This window comes from Massilibacillus massiliensis (assembly GCF_900086705.1).
Classification (GTDB): domain Bacteria; phylum Bacillota; class Negativicutes; order FLKF01; family FLKF01; genus Massilibacillus; species Massilibacillus massiliensis.
The window spans coordinates 2,328,295-2,347,039 of record NZ_LT575483.1 but is presented as its reverse complement, the minus strand read 5'-3'; the positions used below and the strand labels follow the sequence as shown (position 1 = coordinate 2,347,039).

Below are 18,745 nucleotides of genomic sequence, written 5' to 3'. Positions count from 1 at the left end.
TCCTTATATTATAACCTATATTTTATCTCATTCGCTACGATTTTCTTTTAAAGCACCTTGTTTCATCAAATATTATAAATATAGTCATTTAAATTATTTAATTCATTTAAATCAAATGGTGTTTCCTGATATACATAATAATTCAGCCAATTCGCAAATAGTAAATTTGCCACACTACGCCATTTTACAATCGGTGCTTTCGTAGGATCATCGCCCGGGTAATAATTCTGCGGCACATCCATCCTCATTCCTGCATTGATATCGCGATCATATTCTGCCTTTAGCGTCAATGGATCATATTCGGCATGCCCAGTAATAAAAAACTGCCGTTTTTCTAAATTCGCTACTGCATAAATACCTGCTTCCTCAGCCTCAGCCAGAATTGTCAACTCCTTCACTTTTTTGATATCAGATTTCTTTATTTCAGTATGCCGTGAATGCGGTACATAAAATTCATCATCAAATCCACGGAATAATTTCTCATGCGCAACATTCATCGTATGTTTATAAACACCAAATATTTTCGGTGTAATCGGATATTTTTTTATTCCATAATGGTAATAAAGACCTGCTTGCGAACCCCAACAAATATGAAATGTTGAATAAGCGTGTGTTTTACTCCATTCCATAATCTCACAGATTTCCCCCCAATACGTTACATCCTCGAACTCTAACTGTTCGACAGGTGCACCTGTAATGATGAAACCATCGTAGTTCTTATGACGTACATCTTCAAAAGTACCATAAAATTGCGTTAAGTGATCTTGTGCGGTATGCTGTGGTACATAGCTGGCTGTATAAATAAAATCCACTTCCACTTGCAACGGTGAATTCCCCAATAATCGAAGTAACTGCGTTTCTGTAATAATTTTAGTCGGCATTAAATTTAAAATCAAAATTTTGAGCGGACGAATATCTTGTTTATAAGCTCTGTCAGCATCCATAACAAAAATATTTTCGCTTTCTAAAATATGTGTTGCCGGTAAATTATTTGGAATCTTAATTGGCACAATACATTCCTCCTAAATAAATGAATTGATTTTTACAAAATTAGAAAATAGAAAAGCCCCTTTCCAGAGAAAGGGGCTTTCCTAATCCGCTCCCTCTCATCTTTCAGGAAATATTCCTGCTGGAATTAGCACCTTGCATCTTACGATGCCGGTTGCTGGGTGTCATCGGGCCAGTCCCTCAACCTCTCTAGATAAGAGTCCTATTTAATTGAATTTATATTATCATTTTACCCTGCCATAGTCAATAGCAAATCTATAGTACACTTAGCGGCAGAACATAATTCACAACAGCAACGAAATGTGCGGCACTGCCTGCAAGTACAAACAGATGCCAGATTGCATGATTATAAGGAATTCGTTTCACTAAGTAAAAAATAGATCCTACCGTATAAAACAAACCACCTGCAAGCAGCCAATAGATCCCTTCTATCTGCAAAGAAGCAATCAAAGGTTCGATCATTACAACAGCAAACCAACCCATTAAAAGATAACAAATCGTCGAAAAGATTTTAAACCGCCTTACAAAAAACACCTGAAATAAAATACCGATTGCCGCCAATGCCCAGATGACACTAAAGACTGTCCAGCCAAAATCTCCATGCAACGGAATCAACGCAAATGGCGTATAGTTTCCCGCAATCAAAATATAAATTGCCGCATGATCAAAAAATTTAAATAAGCTTTTTAATTTTTCATTTGTAAAACTATGATATAACGTAGATGCTAAGTAAAGTAAAACTAAAGATCCACCATAAATAGCCCCACTCATTAAATGCCAGGTACTTACATCATTATATAGTACAATCATAACGCAAAGCGCAACAATAGATAATATTGTACCTATCCCATGCGTAACCGCATTTAATATTTCTTCCAGATTTAATTTTGCACGATACATTTGATTTGTCATAGATCCACCTACTTTCTTATGAATTCATCATTGTATTTACATTATATCATAATAGTGCTTCAAGGTATATTATTTGATAATGAAATTTATTCTCATTTACTCCCTCGATATGCACTTCGCAAAAGTTTTATTTCTTCAGCATAGCCATCCAATTCATTTGGTGTTTCTAAGAAAAATGGCAAATGACTTAACTTCGGATGGTTGATCATATTTGTAATTGCTTCTAAGCCAATACACCCTTTTCCTATTTTTTGATGCCGATCCTTATGGCTGCCAAACGCATTCATACTATCATTTAAATGAATTGCCCGCAATTTCTCCAGCCCAATCACCTGATCAAACTTTTCTAAAACTGCATCTAAATCGTGCACAATATCATATCCAGCATCATAAACATGGCAAGTATCTAAGCAAACACCCATTTTATCTGCCAATTCTATCTGACTTAAAACAGACTGTATTTCCTCAAAATTACGTCCAATTTCACTACCCTTTCCCGCCATAGTTTCTAATAATACAGTCGTAGTTTGCTCCGGTTTTAAGATTTGATTCAACATTTTGACAATCAGTTCTATCCCTATTTCTACCCCCTGCTTCACATGACTCCCCGGGTGAAAATTATATAAATTATTCGGCAAATATTCCATCCGTGCTAAATCATCCTGCATCATTTCCAATGCAAACTCTCGTGTCCGCTCATCAGCAGAACACGCATTTAACGTATAGGGTGCATGCGCCAAGATCTTTGCGAACTGATTTTCCTGCATAATTTTTAATAATCCCTCTATATCTTTTTCATTAATCTGCTTCGCTTTACCGCCACGTGGATTTCGTGTAAAAAACTGAAACGTATTTGCACCAATCTGCAAAGCTTCTTTTCCCATGTGCGTATAACCTTTTACCGTCGACAAATGACAACCTATGTTAAGCATATAAAAAACCTCCATATTTATTGCTGCAGTAACATTCTTTCGATCACAAAATCAATCTCTCCTATCTTATTTTAACAAAAACAAGCAAACCACGCTTCTATTAAATTGAACTAAATTTGCAAATTTATACTCGTTGGTATCCAAAAAGCTTGTACAAAAAAATAATAAGATAGATATTCCTATCTATCTCAGACCATCTCCAAAATATAAAGCTCTACTTTACTTTATCCGATGACTCATCCGCTCTCATACTTTCAACTTTTTACAGTGAAAGCAAAGAGCGGCTAAGTCCATGGATAATTCTGACTAAAGCTTAGATGGAATTAAAATTCCACTTGCCCAGCCAATTCTTATTTTTTATTTTTTAATCAGCAGTCGTTACTAAATCCGTTATTACAGCAAGCTAATAAAATAATGATGATAATCAAAAACCATACCCACCAGCCATTGCCATTACCATTTCCAAAACCCATTTATAACGCCTCCCTTTTCATAACACTGATAGCTTTTAGCTAATGTATACTATGAAAAACATGCGTAGATTGACACTCAGCATCTAAATTTAATCTTCATCATTTACAGGAAATTTTCGGTTGATTTTTAAGCATAACTTTTACACCATAAAATATTTTTCTATAATTTAACATATTTTATTGATTTTTACCAATTCACTTAGTATAATTGTCCTGTAAAATAAAATTACGAAATAACGACTAAAAAATTGAACGCCTTATTGAAAATCTGGTTTATTTTAATTTATTACAGGTATTAATTCCTAAAAACAACCATAATTCGTACATGATAGCGATGTAAAAAAGGTGAAATCTTGTTTCATAGTAAAAAGATTTGGTCAAAAGGTCGTGATTATCATTACAAATAAGCCATTTTGGCAGCGGAAATACGTTAGGCCAATCATCCTATTCATACTACTTTCTTTATTCATTCTAATAAATTTTCGGAATTTTTCAAATAACATAAATTTATTCTTTTACGATACGCTGCTAGTTGAAACACTTATGCTCAGTTACTTTTCTTATTTATTAAGGAAAAAGTCCATTCAATTAACAAATACTGAGCAGGAATTAGCAAACTTTAAAGATACTTTTGGCAATTATGAACATGCCAAAAAACTTTTAGACTTAGAAAAAGAACGATATCGAATTACCAATCAATTAACGAACGATATTATTTTCGAATATGATATCGCATCAGATATTTTAACAAACTCACTTAAATTTCAAGAATACACCGGAAAGCCTCCGATCATTTATAATGTTTCCAAAGTCATACCGTTTTCTTCCTTATTTCAAAAAAAAGATAAAAAAGCGCTGCTTAACCTCTATAAAAAAATAAAAGAGGGCACACCAACACTTTCCGCGGAAATCAAAATTTTAGATAGAAAACAAAAAGATCATTATAACTGGTGGCATATCAAAGGACAAACCATTTATAATGATCACCATCAACCAATCAAATTTGTTGGTAAAATCGTTAATATCGATGCACAAAAAAGAGAAATAGAAAAATTACAAGCAAAAGCGCACAGTGACCCACTAACAGGTTTATACAACAAAATGATTACCCAGTCACTGATCAATGATTTTATAAAAACAAAAAAGCATCGGCAACATGCTTTCATGATGATTGATATCGATAACTTCAAATCTATTAATGATAATCTGGGACATTTAGTTGGTGATGAAGTTTTAATCGATGTTACAACACAATTAAAATCGCTTTTTGGTAAACATGATATCGTCGGACGTATCGGTGGTGACGAATTTGTTGTATTTCTTTACAATATTCACTCCATCAAAGAAATTTGCACGAAAGCAAATGCCATCACACAAGTGTTACGCACCCATGCTTCAAAACAAGATAAAAATTACAAAATCTCTGGAAGTATTGGCATTTCTATTTATCCGCAAGACGGGCAAACTTATCATGAGCTCTTGAAACAAGCAGATAAAGCTTTATATAAAATAAAAAAAGATGGTAAAGATAACTTTGCCTTTGCAAACTCACCTGCGGTTTATTTCAACCACTTTAATACTTCCGATGAAAAAAATGAAACTATACTTTCTTCATGACATGAATGAAGCGCTATCTATCATCCTTCAAATTTATAGACAAAATAAAAATCTTATACCGCGCAATAAAACATAGCGAACGCTGTTCCACTTATAAACTCACGCAAAGATAGGCTGCCGGTTGGGGAGAAATGCTTCTCGTCGACCCGCGGCCTATCCGTCCATAGTTTTCTACTTGCTAAAGGGCTATTTATAGTCCTTTTATTTTCATAAAAATTAAAATTCTAAATCATTTATATTATTTGTTTAAAACAGTATAATAAGAATATAAAGTCCATATTTTTGCTTAGCGTTGTATTTATCAATCCAATCAAGTGGGAGGTATTTCGCATGACTAAAGACGACTTTCAAAAGTTAGTTGATTTTGTTGTAAATACTGGTATTAAACCGCCTCGCGCTTTATTCCTTGGCGAATTTGAAGATTGGCATACAAGAGCATCCTTAGCAAAATTTCTCTGTCACCCATCGTACAATAAAATAGACGATGCAATCCAGTTATTGAATTCTGTTCTTGACGTACAGGTGCACACACTGGAAGATATTGAGCACAAAGCTTGGGCTTTACGTAACTTAAGCTCTATACTGCGTAAAAAGAAAAGAAATTTCCATGAAGCTTTAACACATATAAACAGTGCAATTTCTCTAGTAGAAAACAGCCACTTTAAATTTCATATCATCAACCGCGGTGAACTTTGGGCTGAGCGATGGATCACTTTAAATCTTTTACGTCAAACAGATTTGGCATTGGTAGAAGCCGATCAAAAAATAATTGAACACGGTTCCAGGTTTGCCAAAAACAACAGTTATTTGTATAACGCTTATCGCTTTAAAGCACAAGCTGCCGGCGCACAAGGCAATGTGAGCGATGCATTGAAATTTATAAAAAAAGCCTTGTCTTATATCAATTTAAGCGCTGAAGACAAGCGCAATTTAGCAGTACCTTTTTCTTTAAAACATAAAAATATTTTTATGATTTTATCAAAAATTGATCTAGCAACACCGGCGCTAAATAGCATTGCATGGACGATATAACCAATTGTATAAAAAGACTTGGGGAAGCACCCCAAGTCTTTTTTATATGCAAATTGTACTTTGACAAGGCAACAAAGCATACAATGATAAATAAACAAAATAAAGGAGACATATCATTGGATTGTCTTGAAAATGAAGGATCTCAGCCTAAAATGTTCATGCTAGTCGAGCCTTACTGGCTAAAAAAACTTAACAGTATGATTGGCATGGAACTTATTATTGAAACAACTCAGAAAGAATTGTTCGGAAAATTACTTGAAGTAGAGCATGATCATCTCGCTTTACAAACTAAATATGGTATTCTGTTTGTCCGCTCACAACAAGTCATCAGCGTTATGCCTGTTCACAGATGCGAAGCAAGATGAATTTCTGTAACAAATTTTCTAAAATCAAAAACCAGAAATATTTTCTAGAGAGAATATTTCTGGTTTTTAACTTTAAAAATAAATGAAACTGGATATTTACTATTCATTTCGATGATTTTCATAATCAGCAATATATTGAATACGTTTCTCGTGTTTCCCGCCTAAGAAATCCGTGTGCAACCAGACAGAGACAATTTCCCAAGCCATAGCCGAAGAAATAATCCGTGCTCCCATACATAACACATTGGTATTATTGTGTTCACGTGTTGCTTTTGCAGAAAAAAGATCATGCACCAATGCTGCACGTATTCCCGGAACTTTATTTGCCATAATGGACATTCCGATTCCCGTACCGCAAACTAAAATTCCTTGTTTATTCTCATCTTTCGCAACAGTTTCCGCAACTTCTCTAGCAATCGGGGAAAAATCTGCTGATTCTTCACTATGCGTCCCCTTATCTTCAACGACAAAGCCATTTGCTGTCAATCTCTTGATCAAGTCCTGCTTCACCAAAAATCCAGCATGATCACTGCCAATTACCACCGTCTTCACCAATCTTCTCACCCCCATCTAAAACTTCACTTCAATCATGATTGCAAGGTTTTTCTGACCTAACAGTATCAAGATCAAGACACATCACTAAGTTTGTTTTAAATACGATCAAAACACGTATTCTTTGATTCTATTTAAACCGGAACATCTTTCTCCGTTCATATTCTCTTTTATTAAAATAAACCATCTATTGAGCTCAATATGGTAACTATTCTCTTTTACTGTATCATCCGGCCGAAATCAACAGTCACATTTTTCTAATCTAATGGTTCTAGGGCTATTTTAATCGCTTCTCCGCTTTTTAAAAGCTGATAGGCTTTATCCCACTCATCAATTTTCATCTTATGCGTAACCATTGCACTCGCTTTGATCGCTCCACTATTCATCAGTGCAAGGGTAGGCTCCCAATCATGTGTATTCTGACTGCGGCTTCCTGTAACTACAAGTTCTTTTTGAATGATTTTTGAAAAATCAACAACAACTTCATCTTTTGCAAAAATTCCAACTTGAACATACTGTCCTTGCTTTCTCAGCAAATCCATTCCCATTTGCATGGAAGGTACTGCACCAGTACAATCAAAGCATACGTCTGCGCCATAGCCATCGGTTAATTTATCAATGATTTCTCTTGGACTTTCCGTCTGTACATCAATCGTATAAGCAACCCCCAACGCCTTCGCTTCGTCAAGACGTTTTGCATCCTTAGTAAGACCAGTCATCACAACTTTTCCGCCCTTGGCTCTGACAACCTGTGCCACTAATAGTCCGATTGGACCAGGCCCTAATACAAGCACGATATCATCTTTCTCAATCTTTGCTTTAGCAACACCATGATAAGCACAAGCTGCCGCTTCTGTAATGGATGCATCAAGATAAGTCACATTTTCCGGCAATAAATGAACACTTTCCTTGCGCGCAATAATATAGTTTGTAAACGCACCATTTTGCTGTGTTCCCAATCCCTTACGCGTTGAACAAAGATTATATTTCTTTTCCTTACAATATCTGCACGTACCACAAATTTCAAATGTTGTCTCAGAAGTAACCCGATCGCCAGCTTTAAAGTTTTTCACATTGGCACCGACTTCCACAACTTCACCAGAAAATTCATGTCCGAGAGTTACAGGAGCAGCAACCTTATAATGTCCTTCATAAGTATGCAAATCAGAGCCACAGATGCCCGCATACTTGACTTTAATTTTTACCTGATCATCATTTATTTGTGGTTCATCTCGATCAAGCACTTCCAAGTTTCCTTCACCTAAAGCCGTTTTTACTAATGCTTTCATTATTTTCCCTCCATTAAATCAAATTAACTCAATTCTCCAAATCGCGCATACGCTCTTTTGTTGTTACTATTTAAGGGATACGACTGCCTTTACAATATCGCTCTCAAGCAAACCGAACTTTTCCAACAAATCTTTTGGTGATCCGGAACATCCAAATTGATCTTGCACGCCAACCATAGCCATCTTTACCGGATGGTTTTTAGATACAACTTCACTCACTGCTGAACCAAGTCCTCCGATTACACTATGTTCTTCTGCTGTAACAATTTTACCGGTCAACTTTGCGGTTTCTATAATCAACGCTTCATCCAGCGGCTTAATCGTATGAATGTTAATCACTCTAGCCTCTATGCCTTGCTCTTTTAATTGTTTTGCAGCTTCTAATGCCTTAGCTACCATAATTCCTGTTGCAATGATCCCCACATCTTTGCCTTCTTGTAAAACCTCACCTTTACCCCAATTAAATTCATATCCTGGGCCGTGTAAATCCGGAGTTGCTGCTCTGCCAAGTCGAATATAAACTGGACCGTAATATTCTACCGCGGCTTTAATTGCTTCTTCTGCTTCCTTGCCATCAGATGGATTGATTACCGTCATATTTGGAATGCTGCGCATCAATGAAATATCTTCAATGGCCTGATGACTGCCACCATCTTCCCCTACTGTTACCCCAGCATGAGTTGCTACAATTTTCACATTGAGATTTGGATAAGCAATTGAATTACGAACCTGTTCAAAAGCACGTCCAGCAGCGAACATCGCAAAAGTACTCGCAATTGGAATCTTTCCGCATGTGGCCAATCCAGCTGCCGTTCCCATCATGTCTTGCTCTGCAATTCCCATATCAAAAAACCGTTCAGGGCAAACCTTTTTAAAGTTTATGGATTTCGTTGCATTTCCCAAATCTGCATCTAATACAACGATCTTCGGATTTTTACTTAAATCTTCTTGTAACAGCTTTCCGTAGGACTCTCTTGTCGCAACACCACTCATTTTTCAGCACCTCTTTCCAATTCCTCCACCGCTTGATCACGCTGCTGCAAACTTGGAGCTTTGCCATGCCAGCCAACCTGATGCTCCATGAAAGAAACGCCCTTGCCTTTTACTGTCTCAGCAACAATAGCCGTTGGTTTTCCCTTTACCGTCTTTGCCATATCAATCGCTGCACCGATTTGATTAAAATCGTGTCCGTCAATCTCTATCACATTCCAGCCGAAAGCTCTAAACTTATCAGGAATTGGATTTACTGTCATAACTTCATCATTAGAACCATCAATTTGAAATCCATTATGATCAACAAAAAGTGTGAGATTATCAAGTTGATAGTGAGAACTACTCATCGCAGCTTCCCAAATCTGACCTTCTTGAATCTCGCCATCTCCTACAATCGTATATACACGATACTCTTTTCGATCCAATTTCCCGGCAATTGCCATACCATTTGCCGCCGATAATCCTTGCCCTAAAGATCCTGTCGACATATCAATGCCCGGTGTTCCCTTCATATCGGGATGCCCTTGCAGCATAGAACCGCATTTACGAAGTTTGAGCAGCTCTTCTTTCGGGAAAAAACCTTTTTCCGCAAGCACTGCATAAAGCCCAGGTGCCCCATGCCCTTTTGACAAAACAAAGCGATCGCGATCCTGCCATTTAGGATCGGATACTTTTACATTCATCTTATCAAAATAGAGCACCGTCAAAATGTCGATCATCGAAAGCGACCCGCCCGGATGCCCTGATCCTGATTCTGCAAGCATTTTCATAATACTTACACGTGCATTTAAAGCGTTTTTCTTTAATTGCTTTGTATCCATGTTTTCCTCCTGTTATTTAACAACCAGTAAGATTTTATTGTATTCCTCACTGCGGCTTTGAATCATTTTAAATACATCTTGTACATCCTTTAATGGAAAACGATGTGAAATCAACTTTTCAAGTTCAATTCTGCCATCTTGGATATAGGCAATGCTTTTCTCCCATGCAGCGCCTGGAAATGGTGCAGTATAAGAATTCCAAAAACCTTTTAATGTCAGTTCATGACGGAAAATACTTTCAAACGATTTTTCCTTTAATAAGATATCCGTTCTAGCAATACCTAAATAGCCAATTTTACCGCGTTTTTTGGTAACAAGAAGACATTGTTCCTGCGTGATTTTAGATCCAGCGGTTTCCATTGCAATATCAACGCCAAAACCGTCTGTTAATTCCAATATTTCTTTTTCAACATCAGATTTAAGGCCATTAATACAATAATCAGCACCTAATGCTTTTGCTTCAGCAAGTTTTTTTTCAGAAATATCAACCGCAATCACACGATGAACACCATAGATCTTGCACCATTGTAAAACAAGCTGACCAATTGTTCCCATACCCAGTATCGCAACTGTATCACCAAGTTTTGGTTCAATTCCAAGTACGCCATAAAGTGCTACAGCACAAGGTTCAATTAAAGCTGCGTGCTGTAAATTGATATCACCGATTTTCAGCGTATTGGACGCAGGTACTTTTACATATTCTGCATAACCACCAGGAACATCCGCACCCAGCATCGTAATATCATCGCATACTGAATAAAATCCTGATTTACAATTATGACATGATTTACATGGAATCAACGGTTGTGCGACAACTGCATCTCCATCTGAAAAGTTCTTAACATTTTTACCGACTTCAACAATTTTTCCGGCAAATTCATGACCTGGTACACCCGGGACAGGATATTTCCAGTCTTTTAAAATCCGCGGGCTGTCTGAGCCACAAATTCCACAGGCACTAACCTGAACAATGACATCATCCGCTCCACACTTTGGATCTGCGATATCGTCATAACGAATATCACCAGTTCCATAAATTACAGCTGCTTTCATGAATTACACTTCCCCCTAAAAAGATTTGTAAGCAAAATTAGCGCCATCAAGGATTTGAACTTGACGGCGCCGATTGCGTCGCCTGCTTAATTAAATAAAACGAAAATTTGATAAATTACAAAGTGTATTAGATTACCACCTTGGTCAATACTAGAAATCAACGCCGTTCCTTCTGGCATTTTGAAGTTTGCTGCGATACCCATTTGTGTATGGAATTGCGCAACTGCTGTAGCCATTAGAAGCGACATACTAATTACGACTGCACCAGCAAGTACGGAATGCACAATATTACCGCGTGCCGCTGCTACAATCATTGCCACGATAAATGGAATCGTCGCCAAATCACCAAATGGTAATACATTATTTCCTGGTAAAATAACAGCTAATAAGATCGTGATTGGCACAAGAATTAGTGCCGTAGCAATAACTGCTGGATGCCCTGTGGTAACAGCTGCATCTAAACCAATATAAATATTTGCATCTTCGCCAAAACGTTTTGTTAAAAACTCTCTTGCCGATTCAGAGATAGGAATAAGACCTTCCATTAAAAGTCTTACCATTCTTGGCATAAGTATCATAACCGCTGCCATTGCGATGCCGACTTTTACCATTTCACCAGGACCATAACCAGCCAATGCTCCTAGAATTAAACCTAAAATTAGTCCCATGAAAATTGGCTCACCGAAAATACCAAACTTTTTCTGAATACTTTCTGGATCCGCTTTCAAATCTTTAATCACTGGAATTTTTTGAATCAACCAAATGAGCGGAATACCGATTGGTGCATAGGAAACCGTACTACCAGTTGGAACAGAAATCCCTGGAAGATCAAAATACTTCTCCATATACGGAGCGGTCCAGTCAGCAATTTTCAACACAACAATCTCAAAAAGAACTGCTGCAATCATTGCTTGCATAAGACTGCCAGAAAGCGCATATACGAATGCACCCATGAATGTAAAATGCCAATAATTCCAAATATCAACGTCCATTGTCTTTGTTGTTTTTGTTATCAGCATAATCGCATTCACTAAAAGACCCACTGGCAATACCAATGCGGCTACCGGTGACGCCCAAGCGATACTTGCTGCTCCCGGCCAACCAATATCGATAATGTGCAGCTGTAAACCAAAGTTTTTAACCATGGCCTGTGCAGCAGGACCCAAATTATCAACGAGTAAACCAACTACCAAGAAAATCCCTGTAAAACCTACCCCAATTGTCAAACCGGAACGGAATGCCTTCCCTGGTTTTTGACCAAAAGCAAGACCCAGTAGAAAAATTGCAACTGGTAGAATTACTGTAGCTCCTAGACCTAAGAATGCCTGAAACATAGGAATTAAATCTGTCATTATGTTCGCTACCTCCCATATATCGTTCTTATGGTATGCCGAATCACACAAAGGCAAACTCAGCATACCTTCTTGATTCTAGATATTTTTACTTTTTTAATTCTTCTAAAATTTCCGCTTTGACTTTATCAAGTCCAATTCCCGTTAAAAATGATCTTGCATTAATGACTGGAAAAGGATAATCTTTTCCTGCAACCGTCGTAGTCACTAATAAGTCTGCACGTTCCTGATATCCAGGAACCTCCATAATTTTACATTGAATGATTTCTACGTCAATTTTGTTTTCTTTGGCTATTTTATCTACAGCATCGGAAACAACTGTTGATGTAGCAATTCCTGTTCCACAAGCGACAAGGACAACTTTCTTTGTCATATCATTCACCCCCCTCTACGTTTAATTTTTCTATAATAAACGCTTTGATCTTATGCTTGTCATCTTCTGTTGCAAGATAAGTCAATGCTTCATTATCCTGTAAAAGGCCCATCAATTTTTGTAATACACTCAATTGTGCATGCTGTTCATTCATTGCCAACATAAATACCAACTTTATAGCGACTGTTTCTGACTCTTCACCCATAATGACAAAATCCACATCATGTTTGAGTCTGGCAATACAGATCGTTGGCTTATTTACATGCACGATATCTGTATGCGGAATCGCTACACCGTAACTGACCGTCGGCAGCCCTGTAGCAAAAACTTTTTCTCGGGCAATCACCGCGTCTTTATAGCTTTCTTTAACATATCCAGCCTGGCATAGATTATCCGCCATCTGTGATAAAACATCTACATTCGCTTGACCATCAAGATCAAGCATAATTAAATTTTCTTCAATTTTAATTTGCATTGTAAACTAATGCCTCCCTTAGTTCCTGTTCTGTTGTTGCGGCTTCCATCAAAGCTATGACTTCGTCGTTTTGAAACCGCTCATATAGATAACGAATCCCATCTTTACCATGAATATCAAGAGCAAGCAAACATATCAATCGCGTGGTTGTTTTTCCCGCCCAAACAATCGGCGTCTCCGCCTTTGCAATGAACACTACGGATTCTTTTACATAGGAACTGTCCGCATGAGGCAACGCAACCTTTTGATTAATTAAATATACGCCCATCTTTTCTCGTTCCAATACTGCTTTTCCATAGCCGTTCCTTACATAATTTTCATCCGCAAGGATTTTGCACATTTTTTCTAAAATTTGAGATTTTGTGTATTTTTCTTTTCCCAACATCATCACTTTTGCCTTTTGTACAACTTCCGGCACCAAAGTGGTTTTCTTCTCCAAAAATGCCGGCGACGCAGCAGCTTCATTTAATAAATACGCCAACCGTTCATTCCCTTGTTTTGTTGAAAGTTCATGCACCGAAATATAAGGAATTCCCTGCAGTTGCGGATCTACACTACCAATAATCATAATCACATCATATTGCATTAAGATCTGTTGAATCTGCTTATAGATATCGTGACGACCAATTATGCCAACATTCAAAAATGTAATGCCTTGCAAACGGTCACCAAAAATCTTCTTAATATGTCCGGCACAATAAAGTGCTACCCCTTCACCAGTAAAACATATTGTAATAATTGCTTTCTTTCGTAAAACAACTGGTGCCTGTGGGCGAGTCTTAGGAAAAAGATAATTTAAACTTTCAATCCCGCTGACCATATCTGTTAAATTTGAACCGGGTAGAATACTACGTCTTAAGGCTTCAATCACCATGACCGTATCCACTCGATCCACAGTTTCAACTTTAATCTTGGTACGCGTCTGAATGATTTCGCCAAATGTCAATAAAGACCCTAGATCTACCAACATCAAAACACCTTTGCCCTCATCGGCACTCTTGATCACCTCGGTTAGACGATCAAGCGCATCACGCGGACTTTCTTCGAAACTCATGTTGAAGGATTTACCGTGTGTCACATTGAGCAATTTATTTGCAATCTCGAGCATATTGCTACCAACATTTCCATGCGTAGCTACGACAACACCGACATTGCCTTCCTCTTCTTGCTCATTGCCATGCAGATATAATGCAATATAACTAATTTCATCTTCTGGCAGTTCAATCTTGTAACGCACTTTAATTAAATCAACCATTTTTTCAGCGACTTGATACTCTAAACGAAACTTTCTTTTTACATCTTCTAAATTTGGATTGATGATCTTTTTGCCTTGGCTAAGTCGAGTAAATGTTGCATTTAAATGAATAGCCAGACAATAAACTAAAGATTCGTCTAACTTACCAAGCTCGGCTTCAGCGATTTTTAAAATATCTTGTGCTAAATAAATGACTTCACTGCCAATTACTTTAGATACCTCTTCCAAGGTCAGTGGTGCCAACCGACGTTTAATATGGGAAATTACATGCTGCAACTTTTGCTCAATCTCTTCACCGATCAGTCGTCTGATTTGCTTTTCATCCATCCCTTGCTGCATATACTCCGTATGCACACTTTCAATATAGCCATAAAATTCTTTAGGAAAACTGTAGGCATCATCTTCCAATGCGATAGGATCCTGCCATTGGTTAGGTTCAATATAGAAATCTTTCCAAACAATTGCCTCTAACTCATGTCTTTTACTCTGTATTTTTAACAAACCTTTTTTTACATACAGGCTTAAACTCTGCAGATCTACTTTAACGACTTTTTCCTTCTTTGTTACATAGGATAAGAAACTCTTGGCGCAAGTCACCTGAATATCACTTTTAAGCTGGCCGATATTTCCCTTGCACTCATACAGTAGATAAGCCTTTATAACATCGATCGAAACCTGCAATTTTGCATTCATACGCGTTGACTCATAGCTGAAAAATCGTTGTATAAGCTGCAAGCGCTCTGTCAGCGGCCGATCCTCTAACGGAGGAATATTAATCAACATTGGAATTCGCCGTTTAAATGTAGTTAAAAGACTGGTTTCAATATTTTCTGTGGTTGCCGCAATCAATTGTACCTTTGCCTGTCTGACGGCATCCGTTTCACCGAGTCTGCGGAAATGGCCCTTATCAATTAATTGAAACAGCATTTCCTGCCCTTCTGAAGAAAGCCTATGCACCTCATCTAAAAACAAAATTCCACCGTCTGTTTGCTCAATCAATCCTTTACGATCTGTTACAGCTCCCGTATAAGCACCTTTTACACAACCAAAAAGCTGCGTAATCAAAAGTTGGGAATTTTCAGCATAATCAGCACAATTAAATACATTAAAAGGTGCTTGTTTTGGCAAGCATTCAGCTTCCAGTGCAAAGTGATACATTGCTTCTGCTAACTCGCTCTTGCCGACACCCGTCTCACCAACAATTAAACAATGCAGTCCATGCGGTGGATATAACATGGTTGCCTTAGCCTGTTGAATCTGTGTGTCTAAGCTGCCTCTGGCGCCAACTAAATTTTCAAAAGAGTGATAAGACTTTTCTTTTTCTTCTCTGTCAACCTCTTCTTCTGACAATGCAGGAACTAAATCATTACAAAAACGCTGAGATTCCATATCAGTTATATATTTTTGGAGCAAATACGTTGAGATGGAATATCCTTTTTGTTGTAATTGATCTCGTATTTCCTGATTAGATAGACTCGCTTTACTCAACAACATCTGCTTAATTTCTTCACAAATATAAACTTGTTTACGTTCTCTTGAATCCAAAATTTTTAATTCTTTGCGAAGTAATGTCACATATTCTCTGCTGACTGAAAGCTTTTTGCAAAGTTCAGTATCCGTATACGGATGATTGTAATCTTCTTCTGCAATAAGTTTTTGGATTTGTTTTCTCATCATTTACCCTCCTGCCTCTATGTATTGCAAGATGCATGCCAAACAAAAGTAAGTTGGCCTAAAAGCAGATATTACGATGTTTTTTAAATATAATCATTTACATATTTTTACGATCATACTTACATATCCAAAAACCTTCTTACTATTTTTGCCCCATTTTTTGTTTTTATTCTTACATATTTTTAACCTCACATAGTTTCACTGCATTATATAAAAAGATTGGTAAATTGGTCTAACATATAAAAATAAGCTCGAAATATCTTTCTATAAAGAAATATTTCGAGCTTATTTTTATATGTTGAACATCTTAGACTTATTTGTCGTTTTCAATAAATTACGTTACTACTTAGATTTCTGCCAAAATTCTAGTTGGCAATCCACTGGATTTCTGCAACTTAAGAGGAAAGCAATATGCTTTAAATTTATCTTCTGAAAGTTTGTTTAAATTTACGACATTCTCAATAACAAATATATTATGCTTTGCACAATATAGATCTGCGGCTGCATGTTCGGAAACTTTTTTAACGCCAGCAGCATCTATGCCAATAAAATTCACTTCTTTTTCTACTAAAAATTGTAATGTAGCATCGGATAATTCAGGATGCCAATCTTTAGGGTGATTTTTTAAATAAAAGTCTGTCTTATAATATTGTGTAAACCAATCTGTTTTAAAAATAACAAAGTCACCTTTATGAATTTCTGCATTAGAAAAATCCTCAGGCTCAATTTGCCGATCAAAGATATTTTCCACATGAACTAAAGTTCCATTACAGATAAATCGTTCAGGGTCTATATGAATTTCTGGTAACATAATATCCATATGTGTCCCCAAATGACCTATTTGTGCTACTTTTATTCCTTCTCCTGTATGGAAAAATGGATTATGGGGATCATCCTTATCAATTGTAAATGTTAAGTCTATCAACATATAACCCTCTCCTTTTTGTTTTATAAGTAAATAATAATACAAGTAAACAAAAATAACAAGATCTAACTTGCAAATTTAACAAACTTAGTAAATAATAATATCTATGAAAAGTTATGATATAAAACTATTTATGGATCTCTTTAAACGTCTAACCAACAAAATCGGTGAACTCGAAAAATACGCCGGAGAAACAACAAGCGCAGGCAGAGTAAGCTTTGCAGAATTGAGTCTGATCAGTTTAATCGGTGAACATGAAAAAATTAACATTACCACACTAGCTCAAAAATATGGTGCTACAAAAGGTGCTATATCAAAAATGGTCAAAAATCTCGTATCCAAAAATCTTGTACAAAAATATAGACTGCCGAGCAATGAAAAGGAGGTATTGCTCGCACTTACATCTGTAGGAAGTGAAATCTTTCAAAAAAAGGAAGCACACTTTGCATGTTTAACTAAAGAAATCGCAGCACATTTTCAATCACTTGACGCCAATCAGGTAAAAGCACTGTTTGATATTTTACAAAGTATTGAATCACACATAGATGAACATCTTGTTCAAATTGAAGATTCTAGCGACAAAAAAACTGATACTTCATTCGTATCAGCCAGACTGTAGACAAATAATATATTTATGTCGGTAACTTAGAAAATAACTAAATTCGTTCCACTTATAAACTAGGAACAACCATAGGTTGAATCAAAATTCAATGAGGAAACTACGCTTCGATAGACTTTTAGGATATATATCCTTACAATAATAGTATCAACGTTGAACTATAAAAAGGAAGATTTTTCACCATGAATATTGATGCTAAAATCGGTCAAAGAATCCTGTCTTTACGAAAAGGAAAAGATTATACACAAGAACAGCTAAGTTCGTTTTTAAATGTCACTCCACAAGCGATATCCAAATGGGAAAATAACAATGCTTTGCCAGATACAGCCTTGCTGCCTCGATTGGCAGAAATACTAAATACATCTATAGATAAATTGCTCACCGGCTACGATGTATCAGAAAAATTAAGCCCATATGATTCTGAATATATAAAAGAAGAATATTATTGGGGATTACAAACTTCCAAGCTCGCTGCGCAAGTTGTAAATCTAATCAACGATAAAACCAATAAACGTTTATTGGATATTGGCAGCGGTGAAGGCAGAGATTCTATCTATTTTGCTAACTATGGGTTTCGTGTTGATTCTTTGGAGATTTCTAAACCCGGCGTAGAAAAAATCAAGCAATATAGCAATATAAAAAAATGTAACCTAAACGTAATTCACGCAAATATGATTGGCTATGAACTTTCTGATTCTTATGATGTGATTTACTCTATGGGCGCACTGCAATTTATTCCTTTAGAACAAAGACGTATACATTTTGAAAAATATAAAAAGCATACCAAAGCAGGCGGATTAAATGCACATCTCGTCTTCGTCGAAAAACCGTTTATCAAGACTGCACCTGACTGGGAAAGAAATGAATTCTTTTATACGTCTGGCGACTTGGCAAACTATTATCACGATTGGGAAATTGTTTCTTGCGAAGAACAAATCATTGATTGTAATTCATCGAACATCTATCACCAACACGCCGTGAACTCTATTATCGCAAGAAAAATAAAAAGCGTTTAAGACCCACCT

Annotated in this window: 18 protein-coding genes and 1 riboswitch; of the genes, 5 read left to right on the top strand and 13 right to left on the bottom strand. The window is 36.7% G+C overall.

The features are described from left to right. Nucleotides 1-65 precede the first annotated feature (65 nt). The 3 genes from metA to BN6559_RS11340 form a co-directional block, all read right to left on the bottom strand. Nucleotides 66-1,010, bottom strand: a complete 945-nt coding sequence (metA, locus tag BN6559_RS11350; protein WP_110954819.1) for a homoserine O-acetyltransferase MetA — start codon at nucleotides 1,008-1,010, stop codon at nucleotides 66-68. A 93-nt stretch (nucleotides 1,011-1,103) separates the two neighbouring features. Next, nucleotides 1,104-1,208: riboswitch (SAM riboswitch) on the bottom strand. A gap of 55 nt (nucleotides 1,209-1,263) precedes the next feature. After that, on the bottom strand, nucleotides 1,264-1,887 hold the full coding sequence (trhA, locus tag BN6559_RS11345) for a PAQR family membrane homeostasis protein TrhA (RefSeq protein WP_110956381.1): 624 nt from the start codon (nucleotides 1,885-1,887) through the stop codon (nucleotides 1,264-1,266). A 125-nt stretch (nucleotides 1,888-2,012) separates the two neighbouring features. Then, nucleotides 2,013-2,852: a deoxyribonuclease IV gene (locus tag BN6559_RS11340; RefSeq protein ID WP_110954818.1), complete on the bottom strand. Its 840-nt coding sequence runs from the start codon at nucleotides 2,850-2,852 to the stop codon at nucleotides 2,013-2,015. Nucleotides 2,853-3,868: 1,016 nt separating this feature from the next. Here BN6559_RS11340 and BN6559_RS11335 point away from each other — a divergent pair. The 3 genes from BN6559_RS11335 (at nucleotide 3,869) to BN6559_RS11325 (ending at nucleotide 6,339) form a co-directional block, all read left to right on the top strand. After that, nucleotides 3,869-4,942 (top strand): sensor domain-containing diguanylate cyclase, encoded by a 1,074-nt coding sequence (locus BN6559_RS11335; protein WP_110954817.1) that lies wholly within the window; start codon nucleotides 3,869-3,871, stop codon nucleotides 4,940-4,942. 330 nt (nucleotides 4,943-5,272) lie between these two features. Then, nucleotides 5,273-5,974 carry a hypothetical protein gene (locus tag BN6559_RS11330; protein WP_110954816.1) on the top strand — a complete coding sequence of 234 codons (702 nt, stop codon included), beginning with the start codon at nucleotides 5,273-5,275 and terminating at the stop codon, nucleotides 5,972-5,974. A 116-nt stretch (nucleotides 5,975-6,090) separates the two neighbouring features. Beyond that, nucleotides 6,091-6,339: a DUF2642 domain-containing protein gene (locus BN6559_RS11325; RefSeq protein WP_199883946.1), complete on the top strand. Its 249-nt coding sequence runs from the start codon at nucleotides 6,091-6,093 to the stop codon at nucleotides 6,337-6,339. 99 nt (nucleotides 6,340-6,438) lie between these two features. Here BN6559_RS11325 and rpiB read toward each other — a convergent pair whose 3' ends face one another. The 10 genes from rpiB to BN6559_RS11275 all read right to left on the bottom strand — a co-directional run bounded on the left by rpiB (nucleotide 6,439) and on the right by BN6559_RS11275 (nucleotide 17,104). Then, nucleotides 6,439-6,909, bottom strand: a complete 471-nt coding sequence (gene rpiB / locus BN6559_RS11320; RefSeq protein WP_199883945.1) for a ribose 5-phosphate isomerase B — start codon at nucleotides 6,907-6,909, stop codon at nucleotides 6,439-6,441. 239 nt (nucleotides 6,910-7,148) lie between these two features. After that, nucleotides 7,149-8,180: a zinc-binding dehydrogenase gene (locus BN6559_RS11315; protein ID WP_110954813.1), complete on the bottom strand. Its 1,032-nt coding sequence runs from the start codon at nucleotides 8,178-8,180 to the stop codon at nucleotides 7,149-7,151. A 66-nt stretch (nucleotides 8,181-8,246) separates the two neighbouring features. Then, on the bottom strand, nucleotides 8,247-9,173 hold the full coding sequence (locus BN6559_RS11310) for a transketolase family protein (protein WP_110954812.1): 927 nt from the start codon (nucleotides 9,171-9,173) through the stop codon (nucleotides 8,247-8,249). Then, nucleotides 9,170-9,994 carry a transketolase gene (locus tag BN6559_RS11305; RefSeq protein ID WP_110954811.1) on the bottom strand — a complete coding sequence of 275 codons (825 nt, stop codon included), beginning with the start codon at nucleotides 9,992-9,994 and terminating at the stop codon, nucleotides 9,170-9,172. The genes BN6559_RS11310 and BN6559_RS11305 overlap by 4 nt, the downstream gene beginning before the upstream one ends. A 12-nt stretch (nucleotides 9,995-10,006) precedes the next feature. After that, nucleotides 10,007-11,047 carry a galactitol-1-phosphate 5-dehydrogenase gene (locus BN6559_RS11300; RefSeq protein WP_110954810.1) on the bottom strand — a complete coding sequence of 347 codons (1,041 nt, stop codon included), beginning with the start codon at nucleotides 11,045-11,047 and terminating at the stop codon, nucleotides 10,007-10,009. Nucleotides 11,048-11,133: 86 nt separating this feature from the next. Then, nucleotides 11,134-12,399 (bottom strand): PTS galactitol transporter subunit IIC, encoded by a 1,266-nt coding sequence (locus tag BN6559_RS11295; RefSeq protein WP_110954809.1) that lies wholly within the window; start codon nucleotides 12,397-12,399, stop codon nucleotides 11,134-11,136. 88 nt (nucleotides 12,400-12,487) lie between these two features. Beyond that, nucleotides 12,488-12,772, bottom strand: a complete 285-nt coding sequence (locus tag BN6559_RS11290) for a PTS sugar transporter subunit IIB (RefSeq protein WP_199883944.1) — start codon at nucleotides 12,770-12,772, stop codon at nucleotides 12,488-12,490. 1 nt (nucleotide 12,773) lies between these two features. Then, on the bottom strand, nucleotides 12,774-13,247 hold the full coding sequence (locus BN6559_RS11285) for a PTS sugar transporter subunit IIA (RefSeq protein WP_110954807.1): 474 nt from the start codon (nucleotides 13,245-13,247) through the stop codon (nucleotides 12,774-12,776). Beyond that, the gene (locus BN6559_RS11280) at nucleotides 13,237-16,179 is read right to left on the bottom strand and encodes a sigma 54-interacting transcriptional regulator (protein WP_199883943.1); all 2,943 of its coding nucleotides are present in this window, start codon (nucleotides 16,177-16,179) and stop codon (nucleotides 13,237-13,239) included. The genes BN6559_RS11285 and BN6559_RS11280 overlap by 11 nt, the downstream gene beginning before the upstream one ends. 343 nt (nucleotides 16,180-16,522) lie before the next feature. After that, nucleotides 16,523-17,104 (bottom strand): cyclase family protein, encoded by a 582-nt coding sequence (locus BN6559_RS11275; RefSeq protein ID WP_110954805.1) that lies wholly within the window; start codon nucleotides 17,102-17,104, stop codon nucleotides 16,523-16,525. 103 nt (nucleotides 17,105-17,207) lie between these two features. On the opposite strand from BN6559_RS11275, the gene BN6559_RS11270 reads away from it, so the two are divergent. Then, on the top strand, nucleotides 17,208-17,720 hold the full coding sequence (locus tag BN6559_RS11270; protein ID WP_110954804.1) for a MarR family winged helix-turn-helix transcriptional regulator: 513 nt from the start codon (nucleotides 17,208-17,210) through the stop codon (nucleotides 17,718-17,720). Between the two features lie 182 nt (nucleotides 17,721-17,902). Beyond that, on the top strand, nucleotides 17,903-18,736 hold the full coding sequence (locus tag BN6559_RS11265) for a helix-turn-helix domain-containing protein (protein ID WP_110954803.1): 834 nt from the start codon (nucleotides 17,903-17,905) through the stop codon (nucleotides 18,734-18,736). Nucleotides 18,737-18,745: the final 9 nt, after the last annotated feature.